The organism is Paenibacillus sp. FSL H8-0122 (assembly GCF_038005345.1).
Lineage (GTDB): Bacteria > Bacillota > Bacilli > Paenibacillales > Paenibacillaceae > Paenibacillus_AQ.
Window position 1 is genome coordinate 6,086,760 of the sequence record NZ_JBBOTB010000001.1, and the last position, 20,206, is coordinate 6,106,965.

Here is a 20,206-nt window from a genome sequence, read left to right on the forward strand (position 1 = left end):
GGTATGAAATGGTTCTATAATCTAAAAACTAGCGTGAAATTAATCTCGTCCTTCCTGACCGTCGCTGTCATTCTTTCCTTCGTGGGCCTCTACGGTCTCAGCAACCTCGGCTCGATTAATAAGAGTCTGGACGATATGTATGTGAACAATCTGGTTCCCGTCTCCTCCCTGCAAAGCTCACAGAACAGCTTCTCGGTCATGCGCGTTATCGTCAGGGATCTGTACATTAAGAAGACCCCTGAGGAACGCCAGCAGCGGGTGGACGATTATAAAAAAGAGAAGCAGAACGTACTCGATAACATCGCGGCCTTCCGCAAAACCAAGCTGAGCGCGGAATCGGTTCAAGCCATCGCCCCTTTTGAAGCCGCATGGAATGACTATCTGTTAACGTACGATTCTCTTGTCAGCCTCTCCCTGACGGGACAGGACGAGAAGCTGCTGGAGATGCTGCGCGGCAGCACGCTTAACAACCAAGGCGATACCTTGAAGAATATTCTGAACGAGCTGATTCTCACCAACACCAGGGAAGCGGATCAGGCCCGGCAGAATGGAGCCGCACTCTATAGCTCTTCGCGTAATATTACCCTCAGTATCATTATCGGTGCAGTCATTCTGTGCATCCTGCTAGGGTATATCATCTCCCGGATTATTTCTAATCCGCTGGCGAAGGTTGTCAAAGTTCTCTCGAAGGTGGCTGACGGCGACCTGCGCAGCCAATCCGATATCGACACCAGAGATGAAATCGGCATCCTGGCTGCCAAGGTGAACGAGATGGTCAGCAACCTCCGCAACACAGTGGGCTCCATCCTGCTGCATTCCCAGAGCCTGTCCGCCGCCGCCGAGGAGATCTCCGCCAGTACGCAAGAGGTGGCAAGCGGCAGCACAACCACAGCGGATGATGCCGGAACGATCAGCGAGTTATTCAAAGAGCTGTCCAGTGCGATCCACTCTGTAGCCCAGAATACCGAGCAGGCCTCGGTGATCTCCGATGAGACCGTTACAATTGCCGAGAACGGGAACAGCATCATTCAGGAATCGATGGAGAGTATGCAGGCTGTCAGCGGGCAGATGGCTAAGCTTGAGGAGGACTCGCAGAAGGTCGGCGAGATTATCGATGTCATCGAGGATATTGCAGATCAGACCAACCTGCTCGCTCTAAATGCCGCCATTGAAGCCGCCAGAGCAGGGGAACAGGGCCGCGGCTTCGCGGTGGTGGCCGACGAGGTCCGTAAGCTCGCCGAGCGTAGCGGCGAGGCCACGAAGCAGATCACCAGCATCATCAAGGGGATGCAGGTGAATACCCGCTACAGCGTGAGCGCTGTGCAGGAGAGTGCGGAGCTGTCGCAGAAGACCGGCGTTTCGTTCCATCAGATCGTGACGATGGTCAACAACGCCGGCCAGAAAATCTCCGAAATCGCCGCCGCCAGCGAAGAACAAGCTGCCCAGTCCACCAACGTCCTCGCTGCCGTGGAGAGCATCTCCGCCACCACCCAGCAGTCCGCCGCCAGCAGCGAAGAGACCGCCTCTTCCGCCCAGTCCCTGGCCAGCCTGGCCGAGGAGCTGCAGAGCACGGTGTCTTCGTTCCGGTTGTAGCTCTTGGTTTGGGCTGCCTGCAAGTTCCCTTTGGGAGCTTGCAGGATTTTTTGGATTTTTTGCGGAAGCAGGCGGGGCGGATAGGCTTTCGCCAAGCCAATGTAATCGGTTTTTCGATTACATTTCGCACGCACACCCTCCGCCAACCCAATGTGATCGGTTTTTCGATTACATTTCGCACGCACACCCTCCGCCAGCCCAATGTAATCGGTTTTTCGATTACATTTCGCACGCACACCCTCCGCCAGCCCAATGTGATCGGTTTTTCGATTACATTTCGCACGCACACCCTCCGCCAGCCCAATGTGATCGGTTTTTCGATTACATTCGGCCCACTCCAAGCCCCTAATCCCAAAAAAGCCCGCCCCTCCCCCGCACTAGCGGCAGATGGACAGGCTTTTCTCATTGATCCCAGACTTCTCTTCCCTCGGCTTAAGCGCCCAGGATAATCTCCCAGACCGGCTTCGTATGTCCGCCAGGATAGAAGATATACAGCAGTACATAGACGGCGACTCCCGTAATAGCGGTGATGAACCAGATGACGGAGGTCACTCTGCCCCACTTGCGGTGCTTGGCATACTTGGCCTTGAAGCCGAGCGTCAGCGTGGTGATGCCGAATACGGCAGCGACGGTAGCCAGTACAATGTGGAAGATCAGGAAGACATGGTAGATCGTCGTCAGATGCTCAGGACCACCCCAGGAGGTATTGCCCACGAATATCGTTCTGGACGAATACACCAGGAAGAACAGAATCGCTGCTACCGCTGCCGCAATCATCGTCTTCTTGTGTGCTTCGCGTTTGCCTTGAATGATCTGTCTCCAGCCGATGGCCACCAGCACCGCGCTTATGACGATGAACGATGTACTGATCGTAGGAAACAATGTGAAAATATCCATGAATATCCCCCTCGGTACTTACCAGCTCATTATAGGTCAGACCTCCTCCGCCAGGGCAGAGGATGGCGCGGACACTTCCGTGTCCTCCTGTCCATTCTCTTTTTTATACCAATGATAGAACACATAAGCAAGCATCGAGGCGAAAATAAATTCCTGAATGAACTTCATCACGATGCCGCCGACCTGCTGATCTACCTTGGGGGACAGAGATCCGAAGAAGCCGGGACCGCCAAAAGCCTGCAATAATGCAGCCGGACTTTGCGGTACACAGTAGCCCATCGCCTTCGCCCAGGTGCCCGGGTCGCTATACGTAGCATAGAGGGGGGAGCCCGCAAAAATAATCAGCCCGCAGGCCGGTGTCAGCAGCACCATGTTCAGGAAGATGAAGCCCACCTGTCCCAGACCGCTAAGCGCCCGGTATTCCGGCAAGGGGTTGATCAGATTCCACCACATCAGCGCCGAGGTCAGGAACAGGACGCCATAATACAGACGGTGAACGGTGAAATGCAGCATGACATAATCATGGATGGCGGGGATGTGGTAGAGTGAGAACAGGCCATTGAAGAGCAGGGCCGCCACCACCGGCTTAGCGAGAAAAGCCAGTCCCTTCAGCGGATTCACCCGCAGCAGAGCGCGCCAGCACCAGTCGGGGATACCAAGCATAATCAGCGGGACCGCCACCAGATAGGATAAGGCCATACTCACCATATGGAAGGAAAATAAGATATGTCCCAGCAGACTGACAGGTCCTCCCTGCGCAAGATAGAGGGCCAGCATTCCGCATAAGAACAGCCCCCTCCGCCAGAAGGGGACTGCAGTGCTGCCCTCAAAACGGGAGGCCAGCGGACCGATCAGCACAAAATATCCGGCAGTCAGGAGGAGCATCAGGGCCAGAAACAACGGACTCCATAGTTCCGTAAAGCTGAAATATTGCAATCCCGGTATCATCCTCAAGACCTCCCCGGAGATAGAATCAATCCCACCATACCCAATAGAGCGCCATTACAATACAGGTGCCTGCGATAAAAAAGCCGCCCAGCATGAAGATAATCGGGAGCATATGCCCTTTGTCCTTCAAATGCATCCAGAAGCCCATCTGCAGGAACACCTGCAGCACAGCCATTACCAGCAGCAGGATGATCGCAAAGGTAGCATTCACCCCTCCGGCCGCCACCGCGGCAAAGGCGATCAGCGTCAGCACCACCGAGAACACAAACACCACAATATGCCGCTGCGGTCCTTCCGGACGGTGCCGGTGCTTCACCGCAGAATCTGAAGAAGGCTGCTTCGTCGTCATGGCTTCACCCCACCTTTCCGAGCAGGTATACGACTGTGAAGATAAAGACCCACACCACATCAATGAAATGCCAATACATCGCCGAGACATAGATTTTCGGTGCAGTAACGACCGTCAAGCCTTTATGCGCCAATTGTCCAATCAGCACGGAGATCCACAGAATCCCGAAGGCGACATGGGCACCGTGGAACCCGACCAGCGTATAAAAGGCCGAGCTGAACGCACTCGTCGTCATCCCGAATTCCTCATGCCGGATGTATACACTGAACTCGTAGATCTCCAGGATCAGGAAGGCAAGGCCGAGCAGGACAGTCACCACCAGCCAGTTCCGTAGCTGGGCCACATTCCCCCGGTGCATGGCCTGAATGGCGAACACACTGGTCAGACTGCTGACCAGGAGGAGGAAGGTCGCTGCCGCAACCAGCGGCAGATGGAATAGCTCAGCCGCTGAGGGTCCCTCATTCGTCTGATTGCGCAGCGCCAGGAAGGTAGCGAACAGGGTGCCGAAGAGCACCGCCTCCCCTCCGAGGAACAGCCAGAAGGCCAGCACTTTATTGCGTCCTTCCAGGGTCGCTTTCTCGGGTTCATGCGGGAGTGTACCGTCCGCCGCTTCAGCATGTGCCGTTGTCATCTCTGCTCACCTTCCTTCCAGCTCTTCGGGTTCAATATGCCAGCCGTGATCGTCGAACAGCGACCGCATCAGCATCGATCCGAAGGTAATAAGAAGCCCCAGCGCCGTAACAATATAATTATTGAACAGGAAGCTCATGATGCCGCTGCTGAATTCATCACGGCTGAACATGAAGCCCAGGCCCGCAATGAAGATACCGACTGACATCAGGAACGGCAGAATCGTGGCTGACGGCATATGAATCGGGCCAACCGGCTCCGCCGGGGTCATCGCCTTATGCCCGGCCATTTTCTCTTTCCAGAAGGCATCCAGGCCCCGCACCAGCGGCGTCTGCTTGAAGTTATATTCCGGCGGCGGCGAAGGAATCGTCCATTCCAGGGTCCGCCCGTCTTCCCACGGGTCTTCCGGCGCATCCGCCGGCCGTCTGGAGGTCAAGAACACATTTACAAGGAAGATAATCATGCCCACTCCCATCAGGAACGCCCCCACCGTACTGACCAGGTTGAGCGTATCGAACTGCTGGTTCGGCAAATAGGTAAATACGCGCCGCTGCATCCCCATCAGTCCCAGGAAATGCTGCACGAAGAACGTTAAGTGGAACCCGATAATGAAGGTCCAGAAGGTCCACTTGCCCAAGGATTCGCTGAGCATCCGCCCGAACATCTTCGGCCACCAGTAGTGCAGACCGGCGAACAGCCCGAGCACCAGACCGCCAACGATTACATAGTGGAAATGCGCCACCACGAAGTACGTATCATGGAACTGGAAGTCTGCCGGCGCGGAGGCCAGCATCACCCCGGTTACCCCGCCCATCGTGAAGGTAGGAATGAACCCGGCCGCGAACAGATTCGGGGTCGTGAACCGTACCTGTCCGCCCCACATGGTGAACAGCCAGTTGAAGATCTTGATCCCTGTCGGGACGGCAATCAGCATGGTAGAGACGGAGAACAAGGCGTTCGCGACCGGACCGAGGCCGGTGGTGAACATATGATGCGCCCAGACCATGAAGCCCAGGAAGGCGATCAGAATTGTCGCGAAGACCATGGAGCTGTACCCGAACAGCCGCTTGCGCGAGAAGGTCGGAATGACCTCGGAGATGATGCCGAAGGCCGGGAGAATCAGAATATACACTTCGGGATGGCCAAAGATCCAGAAGATATGCTGCCACAGCACGGGATTGCCCCCGCCGGCAACATTGAAGAAATTGGCGTCCAGAATCCGGTCGAAGGTAAGCAGGACAAGTCCTACGGTAACCGCAGGGAATGCAAACAGTATAATGGCTGAGGTAATGAAGGTAGCCCAGGCGAACATCGGCATCCGCATGAAGGACATCCCCGGTGCACGCATCGTGATGATGGTAGCCAGGAAGTTAATCCCGCCAATCAGTGTACCGAGGCCGGCAATTTGCAGCCCTATCGTATAAAAGTCCACTCCGTGCGAGGGGCTGTAGCCCGTACTCGATAGCGGGGTATAGGCCGTCCAGCCCGCATCCGGCGCGCCGCCCATCACCCAGCTCAGGTTAAGCAGAAGACCGCCGAACAGGAAGGTCCAGAAGCCCAGCGAGTTGAGAAAAGGAAAGGCGACATCCCGCGCGCCGATCTGCAGCGGAATCACCGCATTCATCAGCGCGAAAATGACCGGCATGACGCCAAGAAAGATCATAGTCGTGCCGTGCATGGTAATCAGCTCGTTGAAGGTCTGGGCATCCAGGAAGGTATTCATCGGCTTGATCAGCTGAATACGGATCAGGATCGCCTCCAGGCCGCCAATGCCGAAGAAAAGGCCGCCGGCCCATAGATACAGGATGGCTATTTTTTTGTGGTCGACGGTGGTAATCCAGTCCATCAGCCCGGTATGCCGCTTGGCACTGTGGCCGGGCTTCAAGGGCTGGGAGGGCTGCAAGGATTGCGCTGCGTGAGCCAAAGAACGTACCCCCTTATCAAATATGCTGCTTCCGCTTCAGTCGTAGTCCCCTAGTCCAGCGTATAACCGGCCAGATATTCGGCAATGCCGTCGATCTCTTCATCACTTAAGCCCATATCCTTCGGGCTCGGCATCTTGTTGCCGGGCTTCACGCTCTGCGGATCATGCAGCCAGGTCTTCAGATTCTCCAGGACCGGGGCCCCGTCTTCGCGGGTGTCATCATTAAGCAGAATCCCGGCAACGGATTCACGGGAGCCGATTCCGGTCAGGCTTGGAGCCACCGGTGATGCAGGCATGCTGCCTATCGCATGGCAGCTCAGGCACTGGGACTTGAACTTCTCAGCCAGTACCGGGTCCTCCGGCATTACCGACTCCGGCGCCTTCATCGAAGCCACCCACTTGTCAAAGGCCTCACCGCTGACCGACTTCACCTTAAACTCCATGAACCCGTGGGAGGGTCCGCACAGCTCCGCGCATTTCCCCCGGTAAACGCCTTCATTCGGCGCACTGAAGCTGAAGCGGTTCACCGTGCCGTCGGGATTGGTGTCCATTTTCCCGGCCAGCGAGGGTACCCAGAAGGAATGCAGCACATCCTTGGTGCTGAGCTCAAAGGCAATGTGCTTACCTGTAGGAATAATCAGATCCTGCGCGGTCGTTATTCCGTAATCCGTATATTCGAACTCCCACCAGTACTGGTGGCCGGTCACCTTGACCTTGATGGCGTCCTTGTCATCCGAATGATCATTGCCGGCAGCGAAGACCACCTTCACCGTAGGAATCGCCAGCACAATGACGAGAATAAGCGGGATGACCGTCCATAGCACCTCCAGCTTGAAGCTCCCCTCCACTTGCTTGGGAATCTCATCCTGATCCTTCTTCCGGCGGAAGCGAATCCATACATAAGCCGCAATGGAGAAGACGATCAGCAGCACCACAATCATGATCGTGATCGACAGCTTCATCAGTCCGTAAGAGCTTTCCGCTACGGGTCCCTGCGGTCTGAGTACCGACAAGTCCTCCCGCCCGCATCCGGCCAGAAGGAGTCCAAGTGCTGCTGTCATGGGAAGAAGCCGCTTACCAGCCTGCCACGTTTTCATCATTGATCTACCCCGCTTTTCCCGAATTCGTAGATTAGAGTATTTTCCTGTCAATTATAACAATCACTATTAATATAAGTTCGGTCTACGGTTTTGTCAATCGTTCACAACAAATTCACATAATCATTTTGGAGTCGCGGAAAGCTTGTCAATACTGATTTTATAAGCGCTTTCAATTTTTCCGGAAAACTGTTAAACTACTTCTGAAGCGTATTCATATGTATTTGTGTCTAAACATTCATTTGACATACGAAGATGATCTGCAAATTGCATACAAAAAAAACCGATTCCAGAAGCAGCACGCTGCCCGGGCACGGTTTATGAGAATCCTCATGGATGCTTCGCTATGGATGTTATCGCTTGAATGTAGATTAAATGTAGTTGTCGGCATCAAACAGCACGAAACAGAATCACTCGCTCTGCCGGCTTCTTCAGGAGACGGAAGAATTCATTCTAACCAGCTCATGCTCCACAACCATGGTCAGCTCTTCCTCATAGCCTCCCGTGATCCGATACTTCCGGACGTACTCTTTCACAAATTTCTTGGGATCTTTGGGCCGGAAAATACGTGTCATTTCCCGCAGACTTTCCTTGACTTCGTTATGACCTTTACTTGCCATGATCAGTTCCCTCCCAAAACATTGAAAATGAATGCTCCGTTGTAGAGAATGCATGATGAAAAGTTCGCCGTAACCTTGAAATGCAAGTAAGAAACCATTACACATACGCGGCTTGCATTACCCGTCCAGACTACCATTCCATGAACTTGGAAATCCGCCTTGCCGGTGAAGCAGGTTCGTCGTGATTTGGGCTGAGAGTAAGGATGTCCCACTGCAAAGACACCTTGACACTTTAATTACCCGAAGAGCCACTTGCTGAATCACTCCTTTCGGGCCTTATCGTTATATTGTATCATATTCCAGATTAACTTCCACCTTTCCATGTAAAAATACAAATGGAAATTTTTATAGTATATGCTTGCCCAACTGTTTGTGATCCTGACATTAGTATGCCCCTTATCCGCAGAAATTATTGGACAGCATCTCCGCACGGCTCATACTTTGCCTGTACACCTCATAGGCTTGTAGGGAAGAAGCACGAATGTAATTTGCCTTTTCCTCTACATTCCAAGGAGAGTGAGCCCTTTGACGCCTTTCAGATCATCCACCGGACTGCCCGATAACATTGCCGCTGCCTTGTGTTATTTCTTCCCGTTTATCGGGGCAATTATTTTCCTTGCTCTGGAGAAGCGCAGCCGCTTCGTCCTGTTCCACTCGCTTCAATCCCTGATTGCCTTCGGAGCGCTTATGATCGCCCATGTGCTCAGCGGCTTCATTCCGCTTCTCGGTGATGTGGCGGGCGCCCTGATCTCCCTATGCAGCTTCGCAGTCTGGCTGCTGATGATTTACCATGCCCTCGGCAGCAGATGGTTCAAGCTCCCCTGGGTGGGGGAGATCGCCGAAAGCCAGCTGCGGCAACTGTAGCTATGTGCAGCAGAAAATAGTTTCCCTTTTGCCTGCCCGCTCCTTACAATGGGATAAGACATGCAGGAATCTACAGGCTGGGGGAAGCATCCATGTATTTGTTCATCATAAATTCCCGCTCCGGCGGCGGGGCGGGGCGGCGGACCTGGCACACCGTACAGGCCTTGCTTGCGGCGCGGGCTGTTCCGTATGAAGCGCTGTTCACCCAGAGCGCTGACAGCGCAGAGGATCAGGTGCTGCAGACGCTTGCCCGCCGCGAGGACTGGCGCGCCGCCATCATTGTCGGCGGCGACGGCACGATCCACAGTGTGCTGGGCGCACTGCGGCGCAGGGGGGTCCCGCTGGGAGTCATCCCGGCGGGTTCGGGCAATGACACTGCGCGCGGGTTCAGCATCCCGCTCGCGCCCGAGGCAGCGCTGGACACCGCGCTGCAGGAACACTGCATCGCAGCCGATCTGCTCAGCGCAGCAGGCCGGCTCACCCTGACGGCGGTGGCCAGCGGCTTCGACGCGCAGGTGGCCGTCAATGTGAACGGCAGCCGCTACAAGCGGCTGTGCAACGCCATTGGCGCCGGGCGCCTAGCCTATATCATCGGCGTGCTGCATACGCTGATGACGTTCAAGCCCTGCCGCGTAAGCGTAACCTGCGACGGTAAGGAGCAGGGTTACGACCAGGCGTGGCTGGTCTCGGTCTGCAACCTGCCCAGCTACGGCGGCGGGCTGCTGATCTGCCCGCAGGCGGAATCAGGCGACGGCCTGCTTGACGTCTGCGTTGTACACGGGGTCAGCCGCGGGCAATTGCTGCGGCTGTTCCCGACGGTGGTGAAGGGCAGCCACACGAAGCTGCCCTATGTCACGATGCTGCGCGGACGCAGCGTAGCCGTGAGCTTCGCGCAGCCGCGCCACGCCATCGGCGACGGCGAAGCGCTCGGCACGGCGCCGCTGGCCGTGGCTTGCGAGCCGGGCGCGCTGCGCGTGCTCTCGCCGCTGGCGGCAGCCTCGGAGGTGGCTGGTGGCGCCGCGGGGTCCTGCCGCGCGGGCGGCTAGGCCGGGCGCGGCGGGACGGGGCGCGGCGGGACAAGCGCGGCGGGGCATATATATGGCTCCGCGTCACGGACTGAGGCGCTCTTATTCTGGATGAAAGTCATAAATTAGGCAGGTAACGGACCACACGGACCTTATTCCCTGAAATACCGCTCTTAAGTATCGTTTTGAGCTACCTTAGAGTCTCCTCAGTCCGTTAAGACACCAGAAGTGGTGTTTTTCAGGGGATAAGGTCTCTCAGGTCCGTTAGGAGCAGATTGGTCTGGCTAATGAAAAAGCTGGAACGATATTTCTCCCAACACAAAGAGCAGGCCCCGGGTATTCCCCTGAGCCTGCTCTTTGTTACGTACTTCACGTTTCCGCCGGGTCCGTTTCCTGCTTCGTGCAGGAAACGACCTTCTTCACAAAGATATCCTCCGCTGGCAGCAATAATACTGCTGGCGGACAAAAACCGCTGGAACCCCGCTGCTCCGGTTATATCCCGGTTGGCTTCTGGGGCAGCAGGTTGCCGACAATCGACTTCAGCTCACCCTCCGTCGTGCTGCTTTTCTTCCCGTTGTCAAAGCTGGTAATGCGGATCTCGGAATAACTTTCTCCCGGAGCCACGGGCTTGAAAATCCATTTCTCCCGGTTATCCAGCCGGACGTTGAACTTCATGTCCTTGAACATCTCCACCAGCTCCCGCTCTCCCGGGGTCTTGCCCTCTTCCAGGAACAGCAGTCCGCGCAGCGGCTTGACGCCCTCTGCATGCTGCACTTCAAAATGTACAATACACTCCATGCTTGTCACCTCCCTTGCTTAGTGAACTTGGGCACTTACTATTGCAGCCCTATTCCTCCGGCTCTTCCCCCGATTCCTCCTGATCATGCAGCACATATTTGCTGTAGATCCGGCTATAGCGCTCCCCGTAGCGTCGCTGCAGTTCGGGGCCCATATCTTCCTCCAGCTCGAACAATACCAATTCCTGTGTAAAAGATTTGAGCAGCAGCTCCACCAGCACCGGATGCTCGGTAATCACGGCTTGGGCGCTCCCGTCCTCATAACGCATGCCGAGCATGCACCAGCTCCGGTCCACGACGAAGGAGAACTTCCGGCCTCCGCTGCGTTCCGGCTTCCCCGGCAGGGGCGGCCATACCGGATAAGGTGCCGGCACAGCATCACCGCCGTCAAAAGCCCACAGCAGCTTCACTCCGCGCTTCTCCGCCTGCTCAAGCTCACTGCGCAGCAGCGAGGCTTCCTCCCGCCACACATCCACTACAATCTCCTGAGCGGCAAGATTCAGCTGGCGGACCAGCTCTCCAATGACATTCCGGTCACCCTCCACGTTGTAGAAGGAGGGGCTGACCGGACCTCCGCGCGGCATTTCACTCTCCATATAGGCAAGCGAGGCCTGCACCCGGCCGGATATCATCGTGGCCAGCTCTTCCGGGTCCAGCACACTGTAGCGTGCCGGCTCCCCTTCTCCGCAGCGCACGTAGCCTTGCTGAGTCAGGCGCTGAAGCGCCGCGTATACGTTCGATCTTGATACTCCTAGCTGCTTTGCCACTTCGTAGCCCGAAGCCTGGCCCTTGGTGGCCAGCTCAACCATAATTTTGGATTCCATCTCTGTGAAACCCAAATTGCGCAGATGCAGCAGCAACTGTTCCATCTATGTTGTCCCCCTAAGCTGTCAGTACTACCCTGTCTATATTTGCTCCGAGCCGCAGCGCGGGCACCACATGGAGCCCTTCGGCAGATCGGCGCGGCAGATCTGGCAATTCACGATCTCCCGTGTATCCGCGTCTCCGGCTACCCGCTCTTCAGCTGGCTCACTTGCCTTCCAGTCCCTGATCCGGCGGTCCAGCTCGAGTTGCCGCTCCCGTTCCCGTTCCAGTTCATCTGCCTCCCGGCGGCTCCGGTCAGAACCTGAAGCCATCCGATCCGCTTCCTCCAGCTCTGCGTCTTCCTCCAGTTCAGGCAGCACCTCCGCATACTGCACACGTGCTTCGGGTCTTCTGGCCAGCTCCCGTTCCGCTTCGGTCAGCTCTTCCTCACCGTAGTACTGGTCTTCTTCATCTTCATGCTCCAGCACCGTATGTACGGTAACCACGGGCGGTGCTGCAGTAGCGGCGGCCGCCGATGACGGCTCTTTACGCAGTGAAATCTCCTTATCTTCCGGCTTGCGTGCTTCCAGCTTACGTCCGCAATGTGGACAGAAATTGGCATCCAGCCCTACGATCTGACCGCAGGCGCACAAGCGTTCATTTCTCAATTCGGCAATTCTTGAGCGTACGTCCTCGATCTGCTCCTGCAGCTTGTTACAGCCCCGCGCAAGCTCGATCATCTGACCTTCAGCCACCGACATATCCCTTGAACGATATCCCTCGTAGAACAGCTTCCCCATTTTCAGAAATTCAACCTGCATCTCATGCTCAATATCCGAAATCTGCCCATTCAGCTTGCTCACTTCCACCGAGCTTTGCGCTTTTTCACTCACCCGGCTGGCACCGTCTTTAATGCGTTGCAGTAAATTCATTGTAGTTCCTCCTTCTCCAGAGTGAGAATAGGCTGATTCGCAGCCGCGTATATCCTTACATTCCGATTGCCGCTCCACGCAGCAGCGGAAACGTGATTCTATCATACCAAAAGTCCACGGCAGATTCATTATTTGTCGTCATGTGGTAAATACCAAGTAGAGGCGGCTAGCGTTCTTATTGGAATGAGTATGCTGCAGAAGAAGCAATCATACATATTGCCTTCTGCTGGATCCGTTCCTGCGTACCCGTACATTATCGAATGATGGAGGGATGAATTGTGCCTGACGATAACCTTAACCGATATTTCGTCTCTGTGAATCACGGTCTGATTCAGGAAGAGAGAGGCGACTCCAGTGAGTACGAGGTTCTGCTGTCCAGCGACGGCCTGACTGTGCTTCAGGATCTTCTGGCCGATCTGGCCAGCGGGGATGACTACGCCTTCCGGCGTGCTCTGGTTCCCTACAAGTCAGCCGATCATGATGATGCCGCAGAGCAGTTCGATGAAGCCACCATCCGCCTGTTCCAGTATCTGCACGACCATGGCACTGACGAGACCCGCCTTCAGATCGAAGGCTTGAACGTCCTGCAGAAGCTGGACAATACAGGCTATCAGGATGAAGGCTACGGCACAGGCTCTCCCACCAACAAATAAGGATGAACGGAGCTGCGCCATAAGGACGGCTTAATGCCTATACTGTGCTAATACGCGCCGGAGGGAAGAATGTTTCTCTTCGGTCAGGGTTACGGTTTTATTTTGCTTCCGGGGCTGTACATCGGTTAAAATAGAATCAGAACCGCAGCTAGCGCTGTATAAGATTGCCGTAGTCATCCATTCATGGTCTACAGTCACAAATAACGAAAACCGGGAGAGTTTCAGTGGAAGAATATGATAGTACACAAGTAACATTGAACAAGTTGCAGGTCCATGTGAAGGATATGCAGAAGTGGCAGATTAACGAGGATTTCGCCAAGCAGGTTGAGAATTTCAAGGCTTTGCCGGCGCTGTACCGTCATGCTCTGAATGAGCTTGAGAATAAAATCGATATCATCCGGACCGAGTGGCAGGTGCGTGACGGCTTCAGCCCGATTGAGCATGTGAAATGCCGGATCAAAGAACCGAAGAGCATTGTGCAAAAAATGCAGCGCAAGGGCTATGAGCTTAACCTGGATAATATGGAGCAGCACATCCATGATATTGCGGGGATGCGGATTGTCTGCGCCTTCGTGAAGGATATCTACCGGCTGGTGGACCACCTGTGCGCCCGCGAGGATATCCGTGTGCTTGAGATTAAGGATTATATTGCCCACCCGAAGCCGAACGGCTACCAGAGCCTGCACCTTATCGTGGCTATACCGCTGGTACTGCTTGATGGCACCCGCTGGGTGAAGGCAGAAATGCAGCTGCGTACGTTAGCCATGGATTTCTGGGCCAGCATGGAGCATATTCTCTACTATAAATTCGACAAACAGCTGCCCTCCCATGTGGCCGAGGAGCTGAAGGAAGCCGCCCGTGCTGCCGATGAGCTGGACCAGAAGATGCTCCGCCTGCGCCGGGAGATTCTGGAGCTGTCAGAAGGCAGCGGCGGCAACGAACAGACATAATCCTAGGATAAAATGGCCGCAGCCAGGCCGTTATCCGGCTGCAAGAGGGGCACCTTTGTGCTCCTCTTTTGTTTGGCTGGCTTGATGTGGGAGGGCCGCCCTACCATCCAGTTTGGCTAAATCAGGGGCACTTCTGCCCCTCATTCCCGCCCGAAGAATATTGGCTACCTCAGCACGCCGACTTCCGGCTGAACCAGAGGGATTTTTCCCTTTCATTTCTCCATTCCGCCGACTTCTAGCCGAATCAGAGGGATTTTTCCCTTTCATTTCTCCATTCCGCCGACTTCTGGCCGAATCAGAGGGATTTTTCCACTTTATTCTCGTGCAGCCATCCCAATCCTCTCCGGTGCACTGCTAACAAAACTAATATTACTTGTGAGATCAGTTCTTACGTTCGTTCGTGTCCCGGCATCCGATTCAATTCCACCAGTTGGTCTAGTTTACACTCTATATTACTTAAAGAGCAGCTTTAGTCGCCGCATAAACATTGTAGACTATAGCTCCTTCAATCCCACCGCACTTATTATCCGTGCAACCCGGAGCTTACTCAAGCCCCTACTCACGAACCCATGCACCTACAGCTTACTCAAGCCCACCTCACGAACCCATGCACCTACAGCTTACTTAGGTCCACCTCACGCCCCGCGCAGCTACAGCTTATTCAAACCCGCCGCACGCTTCGCGGCGGCTTCCGAGACCCGGCGCATCAGCAGCGCAAGCCCTTCACGCGCCTTGGGTGTCTGTGGCAGGAGCGCGCTCCAATCCTCCTCCGGCTCCATTACCTCAGGCATAGCCGGAAACGGACGGGAGGAGATCTCGTGAAACAGCGGCCCCGGCTGGTGCAGAGAGCCTTCAGCCGCTGCCTCGGCCAGCCACTCTCCAGAGGATACGGCCGGGCCCTTGCGCTCCAACCGGGCCAGCTCGGACGCGAGCGACACAGATGCAGGCGCGTCTTCTTCAGCGTTCCGCTCGTTCTCCCGCTCCGCCCACAGGGCGAATACGCCGGAGAGCAGCTCTTCCTTGGACAGTCCGCGCAGGGCGAACGCAAGCAGCGGCTCCTGGGTCAGCTGCTGCCGGACCCGCTGCACCAGATCCTCAGCAGGCAGCAGACCCGTGCCCTGTTCCTCTGCAGCCAGCCTCAGCTCGTCATCTACAGGCAGCAGCTCCAGTGCAGTAAGCCCGCCATTCAGGCTGCCCTGCAGCAGATCATACAATTCGCCCGGATGCGCAGCGAGCTGATGCAGCACTTCATTCTTCCGGGCGGGTGTCCACTGCGGAATACGCAGAGTAACAACCTCCCGCTGGCCCTGTTCCCCTTGCTTCTCTATCTCCGCTCCGGCTTTGCTGCTGCGTCTGTCTGCCCCTTCAGCAGCAGGCCCCACACTCCCGGTGGCCTTAATGACCCCGGGCAGCACCTCCAGCCGCAGCTCCAGCAGCTCATTCATAGATGTTGCCTCCTTCTGCCTTACAATCTATTGCCGTGTTTACATCCAGTCCTGTCCCTGGAGTTCAATCAGCTCTTTGAGCTCATGGTTAGACATCTCGGTTAACCAGTTCTCACCGGAGCCAACGACCTGCTCGGACAGGCTCTTTTTGCGTTCAATCAGCTCGTCGATCCGCTCCTCCAGCGTCCCCTGGCAGATCAGCTTATGCACCTGCACATTCTTGTGCTGTCCAATCCGGAAGGCGCGGTCCGTCGCCTGATTCTCTACAGCCGGGTTCCACCAGCGGTCATAATGCAGCACATGATTCGCCCGTGTCAGATTGAGGCCTACGCCTCCCGCCTTAAGCGACAGAACGAAGAAAGCCGGACCGTCCCCCTCTTGAAAAGCATGCACCATCTCGTCGCGCTCGCGCTTCGAGATGCCGCCATGCAGGAACAGCGGCGTCTGCCCGTATCGTCTGGCCAGCCGGCTGACCAGCAGCTCGCCCATCGCCACATACTGGGTGAAGATCAGCGCCGATTCACCAAGCTCAGAGATGCTGTCGAGCACCTCGAACATGACGTCCATTTTGCCCGAAGGCTCACTGCGCAGGCTCCGCCCCTCGTCCTTGCGGAACAGCTGGGGATGATCGCAGATCTGCTTCAGCTTGGTGAGGGAAGACAGCACCAGCCCCCGCCGGGCCATGCCCGAACGCTCGCCGATGACGCCTAGCATCTCATCCACAACCCCCTGATAGAGCGCGGCCTGGGTCTCCGTAAGCGGACAATAAGACTTCAGCTCAAGCTTCTCCGGCAGATCCTTCGAGATATCCGGGTCGCTCTTCAGACGCCGCAGCAGGAAGGGCGAGACCAGCCGGTGCAGCTCACGCAGCCGTTCGCCGCCCTCTCCCGACACATAACGCTGGCGGAAGGAATGATACGTCCCCAGATAACCGGGGTTGAGAAAATGGAAAATCGACCACAGCTCGCCCAGCCGGTTCTCCACCGGAGTCCCGGTCATTGCGATCCGGTGCGGCGCACTGAGCTTCATGACGCTCTGCGCCTGCTTGGTGCGGTGATTCTTGATGTACTGCGCTTCATCCAGCACAACGGTAGACCAGCGTACCCCGGCCAGATCCTCGCTGTCCCGGCCCGCCAAATGGTAGGTGGTCAGCACAATCTTATGGCTGGCTGCCAGCTCTCTGAACCCTTCACCGCGCACCCGCCGCCCTCCATGGTGAATATGCAAGCTAAGCGAAGGGGCGAAGCGCTGCAATTCCCGCTGCCAGTTGCCCAGCAGCGAGGTCGGGCAGAGAATCAGCACAGGCTCCTGCTTCTCGCCCGGCGGGGCATTCAGCGCCTGGTCGAGCAGGCAGGTGATGACCTGCACGGTTTTGCCGAGACCCATGTCATCAGCCAGGCAGACGCCGAAGCCGAGATTGCTGAGTGCCGTAAGCCACTGATAACCCCGCTCCTGATAGGGCCGCAACGTTCCGTTCAGATCCTCCGGCACCGGACGCAGCGGCATCCCGCGCAGCACATCGCCGTGCATGAGGGAGGCCAGCAGGCCAGAGGTCTCCATGCCGGTAACCGACATGCCCTTCCACAGCCGCTCTTCACCATCTTCAGCCTCCAGGCGCATCCAGTCGGCTGCGGTCATCTCTCCGCTCTCACCACGCTTAATATATCTCAGGACCTGACGAACTTCCTTCGGGTCCACTTCAATCCACTCTCCCCGGAAGCGCACAAAGGGCACGCCTGCTTCCACCAGGGCATTCAGTTCCTCCTCTGTGATGTCTGAATCTCCCAGAGAGGCTTCAATACGGAAAGAGATCAGCTCTTCCATACCCAGCGCAGACTGCACCGGGCCATCCGCTGCACCCGCCGGGGGCTGCTGCATCTTCATTCTCATGCCGATCCGCCGCCGTCCCTCCTTGCTCCAGCGCGAAGGCATCTGCACGGTAATTCCCCGTTCCCGCAGCTGCTGCACGCTCTCCTTCAGGAAGAAATACAGCCGCTCCGGCGGCAGCTCAATCCCGCGCGGGGCCGGTTCTGCCAGCGAGCTCCGGATGTCCGGCGAACTCTTCGCCGCCCGTCCCAGCGCAGCCAGCAGCTGCTGCTGAATATTGCGGTAACGCTTGCCCCATAGGGTGAATTCCCGCTCCCGGCTGCTCCACACCGCTTCCGCCGGAATCCAGAATTCCCCCTCCTCCCGGCTCTCCGCCCAGAAGGTCAGCTGCCACAGCTCGCTCTCCTCCGCCGGAGGCTCCAGCCGCAGGCCCAGGCTTAGCTGTCCGCTGCGGGCCTCCTCAGTCTCGAAATGCGGCACCTCATGGCCCGCCGTCTCGTTCACCACGGCCAGAAGCTCTGTTACCTCAGCCGGGGTCCCCTGCACAGGGATATCCCGGCTGCCGGTAAGCAGACTGTTCCACCACAGCTCCGTCAGCGGAGAATAGCCGCGGCGGTAATTGGCCTTATACGGCGACAGCGCGCTCTCATGAGCGGCTACCACATTCTTGATCTCGGCGGTCATGACCGCCTGCAGGAAGGAATACAGCACATACCCGCCCGCTTCCTCCCGCGAGGACAGATCGCCTTCCTCAGCTACGTGTGTGCCAAGTGCAAGCACCGGCATAGAGGCCGCCATCTGCAGAAAGAACTCCTTATCCGCCTCTTCCCGGAACGCCGGTGACCAGCACACGGCAGCAGCCTGTTCGCCGCCGCGCCGCCGCGAGCCGACCTTGCGCGGCGGCTGGGCGCCAGGCACAATCCCTCCCTTGCCCATCAGCTCCAGCGCGAAACGGGCGGCTGCTGACCAGTAGCGCAGCTCTCCCCCGGGTTCAATGCCCTGGGCACGGCTGGCCTGCTCATCCCAGGCCAGCAGCAGCTCGAAGGCATCCTTCGGCGACAGTGCCAGCCCTTCCAGCGTGCGTCCGGGCAGTCCGCGCCGCGCCGGTTTGCCCTCCACGGCGGCGGCCGCAGGATACTTCACTTCCGCCAGCCGCAGTGCAGCACCCGCAAAAGGACGCCAGCCGCTGCGGAGCTCCAGCCGTTTGATCACGCGTGTCCATGCGTCCACCTTCGGCTCGGAGGTTTCGCCCGAGAAGCAGAATAATACGTCCCCTAACCATATTGCATACAGATGCTTAATCATTGTTGGTTAATCTCCATTCTTGTGAGCAGACAGCAAGAGCCAGCCCTTCCAGACCGAAAGACTGTCCCCTTCTGCGCGAAAAGTATATTATGAGGCTGCACCGGCAGCATGAACTGTACAACCATTCCATGAACGCTCAGGTTATTGCTGCAACTTTTTCTTCATCCCTTCATCTTATACGAAAAACCATATATTTAAAAACCTTTCTATGCTTTTTCTGCGATTTACAGCAGATTTTTGTTCAGAGCGGCCCATTACAGTTCAGTTAGCGTTACTTCCTCAGCAGCAGACGGGCCACAAAAATGATGCAAAGAGCCAAATTATTGCACAAATATCAGGCGTGTTGATTACCCATATTATGGGATGACAAAAACACCTAAATGTTCTTTACGCCTGAGCAGATTAAACTGAACCTGCCACTCCAGCGGAAGATTAAATATACGCCAGTGCTGCATAAATTCCCAAAGAGTCAGCTCAGCAAAGACCGGTACCTTCGGGTGAATTTCATCAAAAATGTATTTCAAAAGCACATACGTGGCAAGGGCTACAAACAATTGGCTATATACTGCATTTTCGGTGGTTCCAAATAGACAAGGGACATTCAAATGCTGTTTCACCCAGCGGAAAAAGACTTCAATTTCCCAGCGTGCTTTGTACATTTCAGCAATCACATGAGCGGACTCTTTTCTCAAATCGGTCACAATTCGTACCACTTCACCCCGGTCATTTTCAAATTCAACGACGCGGTGGCGCTGGGCGGATTGGTGTTTGCCTTGACCAATATAACAGGTGATATCGCGTACAATTTTGGTGTCTCCCTCCGCCGGTCGCTGAAGCTTTCGCGGCATCACCAAATGGAGATTGTCTTTCAGACGAATCACAAAGGACTGACCTTGCTGCACATATTGATCCAATCGACCGATTTTTCCATACGCCCGATCCTGAACTAAAAGGTAGTCCTTATCGGCCAAAACTTCTCCAAATGGAGCGTCATTGCGCCTGGCAATCGATTCGACCACATTCACGGGTGAATGCTGTCCATGTGAAAGAGCGACATGCAGCTTGATGCCTCCTCTGAATTTTTTATACGGAGCCCAAGACATGCGGGAGTTTGCCGCCGTAACCGTCGTAGAGTCAATCAGTAGAAGATCTTTAGGCAGATTTAGGTGCCGACGGGTTTGCCGATTACATTTCTGGACGAGCAGTTGAAACAAACGCTTGAAGATATCGTAAGGCACTTCACCGGCTTTGCCCGAAAGGGTGGAGTAATGAACCTTGGGCAAATCGTAGTTCGAGCCCACCCGAGCACTTTGACGAAAGCCATCCCATTGGTGGTAGCAGGCTTGGATAAAGTAATCGAACAACACACCCACGGTCATTTTGGTTCCGGTATCCTCGTAGTCCTTGGTTTGCCCGGTCACCCTTTGGACTTCTTCTGAAGTTAATACTTGTTTGAACACGGCCAAGAATGGGGTATTATTATTCATGAGGTCGCCTCATTTCGGTTTGGTTTGGTCGTACTTACCATTACCCGAAATGGCGGCCT

The 20,206-nt window shown here is 56.0% G+C and carries 18 protein-coding genes; 5 read left to right on the top strand and 13 right to left on the bottom strand.

Going from position 1 to position 20,206, the window contains the following annotated elements:
- Positions 1-3: 3 nt before the first annotated feature.
- On the top strand, positions 4-1,593 hold the full coding sequence (locus NSS64_RS26000) for a methyl-accepting chemotaxis protein (RefSeq protein WP_341142036.1): 1,590 nt from the start codon (positions 4-6) through the stop codon (positions 1,591-1,593).
- Between the two features lie 432 nt (positions 1,594-2,025).
- Here the strand turns inward: NSS64_RS26000 and NSS64_RS26005 are convergent, their stop codons facing one another.
- The 7 genes from NSS64_RS26005 to NSS64_RS26035 form a co-directional block, all read right to left on the bottom strand.
- Entirely contained in the window at positions 2,026-2,490 is a 465-nt protein-coding gene (locus tag NSS64_RS26005) for a DUF420 domain-containing protein (protein ID WP_340990880.1), read from the bottom strand.
- A 36-nt stretch (positions 2,491-2,526) separates the two neighbouring features.
- Positions 2,527-3,435, bottom strand: a complete 909-nt coding sequence (gene ctaG, locus NSS64_RS26010; protein WP_340946759.1) for a cytochrome c oxidase assembly factor CtaG — start codon at positions 3,433-3,435, stop codon at positions 2,527-2,529.
- Positions 3,436-3,463: 28 nt separating this feature from the next.
- The gene (locus NSS64_RS26015) at positions 3,464-3,787 is read right to left on the bottom strand and encodes a cytochrome C oxidase subunit IV family protein (protein ID WP_036722158.1); all 324 of its coding nucleotides are present in this window, start codon (positions 3,785-3,787) and stop codon (positions 3,464-3,466) included.
- A gap of 4 nt (positions 3,788-3,791) precedes the next feature.
- Positions 3,792-4,418, bottom strand: a complete 627-nt coding sequence (locus NSS64_RS26020) for a cytochrome (ubi)quinol oxidase subunit III (RefSeq protein ID WP_036722156.1) — start codon at positions 4,416-4,418, stop codon at positions 3,792-3,794.
- Positions 4,419-4,424: 6 nt separating this feature from the next.
- Entirely contained in the window at positions 4,425-6,263 is a 1,839-nt protein-coding gene (gene ctaD / locus NSS64_RS26025; RefSeq protein WP_341142904.1) for a cytochrome c oxidase subunit I, read from the bottom strand.
- Between the two features lie 128 nt (positions 6,264-6,391).
- On the bottom strand, positions 6,392-7,441 hold the full coding sequence (coxB, locus tag NSS64_RS26030) for a cytochrome c oxidase subunit II (RefSeq protein WP_340944983.1): 1,050 nt from the start codon (positions 7,439-7,441) through the stop codon (positions 6,392-6,394).
- A gap of 428 nt (positions 7,442-7,869) precedes the next feature.
- On the bottom strand, positions 7,870-8,058 hold the full coding sequence (locus NSS64_RS26035) for a hypothetical protein (RefSeq protein ID WP_019913840.1): 189 nt from the start codon (positions 8,056-8,058) through the stop codon (positions 7,870-7,872).
- 525 nt (positions 8,059-8,583) lie between these two features.
- On the opposite strand from NSS64_RS26035, the gene NSS64_RS26040 reads away from it, so the two are divergent.
- Complete coding sequence (locus NSS64_RS26040; RefSeq protein ID WP_340944984.1) at positions 8,584-8,922, top strand: DUF4870 domain-containing protein; 339 nt, start codon at positions 8,584-8,586, stop codon at positions 8,920-8,922.
- Positions 8,923-9,014: 92 nt separating this feature from the next.
- The gene (locus NSS64_RS26045; protein WP_341142037.1) at positions 9,015-9,968 is read left to right on the top strand and encodes a diacylglycerol/lipid kinase family protein; all 954 of its coding nucleotides are present in this window, start codon (positions 9,015-9,017) and stop codon (positions 9,966-9,968) included.
- A 471-nt stretch (positions 9,969-10,439) separates the two neighbouring features.
- Here the strand turns inward: NSS64_RS26045 and NSS64_RS26050 are convergent, their stop codons facing one another.
- Genes NSS64_RS26050 through NSS64_RS26060 form a run of 3 tightly spaced genes read right to left on the bottom strand, consistent with a single transcriptional unit; the run spans position 10,440 to position 12,480 of the window.
- Positions 10,440-10,745, bottom strand: a complete 306-nt coding sequence (locus tag NSS64_RS26050) for a hypothetical protein (protein WP_036722149.1) — start codon at positions 10,743-10,745, stop codon at positions 10,440-10,442.
- A 49-nt stretch (positions 10,746-10,794) separates the two neighbouring features.
- Positions 10,795-11,613, bottom strand: a complete 819-nt coding sequence (locus NSS64_RS26055; protein ID WP_036722147.1) for a TrmB family transcriptional regulator — start codon at positions 11,611-11,613, stop codon at positions 10,795-10,797.
- 36 nt (positions 11,614-11,649) lie between these two features.
- Positions 11,650-12,480 (bottom strand): zinc ribbon domain-containing protein, encoded by an 831-nt coding sequence (locus NSS64_RS26060; RefSeq protein ID WP_340944990.1) that lies wholly within the window; start codon positions 12,478-12,480, stop codon positions 11,650-11,652.
- 278 nt (positions 12,481-12,758) lie between these two features.
- Between NSS64_RS26060 and NSS64_RS26065 the strand changes: the two genes are divergently transcribed.
- Positions 12,759-13,133: a hypothetical protein gene (locus NSS64_RS26065; protein ID WP_340944992.1), complete on the top strand. Its 375-nt coding sequence runs from the start codon at positions 12,759-12,761 to the stop codon at positions 13,131-13,133.
- A gap of 284 nt (positions 13,134-13,417) precedes the next feature.
- Complete coding sequence (locus tag NSS64_RS26070) at positions 13,418-14,083, top strand: GTP pyrophosphokinase (protein ID WP_340995455.1); 666 nt, start codon at positions 13,418-13,420, stop codon at positions 14,081-14,083.
- A gap of 650 nt (positions 14,084-14,733) precedes the next feature.
- On the opposite strand, the gene NSS64_RS26075 is transcribed toward NSS64_RS26070, so the two are convergent.
- The 3 genes from NSS64_RS26075 to NSS64_RS26085 form a co-directional block, all read right to left on the bottom strand.
- Complete coding sequence (locus NSS64_RS26075) at positions 14,734-15,528, bottom strand: hypothetical protein (RefSeq protein ID WP_340990876.1); 795 nt, start codon at positions 15,526-15,528, stop codon at positions 14,734-14,736.
- A gap of 39 nt (positions 15,529-15,567) precedes the next feature.
- Entirely contained in the window at positions 15,568-18,660 is a 3,093-nt protein-coding gene (locus tag NSS64_RS26080; protein WP_341142038.1) for a DEAD/DEAH box helicase, read from the bottom strand.
- 356 nt (positions 18,661-19,016) lie between these two features.
- Positions 19,017-20,147, bottom strand: a complete 1,131-nt coding sequence (locus NSS64_RS26085; protein ID WP_341139054.1) for an IS4 family transposase — start codon at positions 20,145-20,147, stop codon at positions 19,017-19,019.
- Between the last annotated feature and the right edge of the window lie 59 nt (positions 20,148-20,206).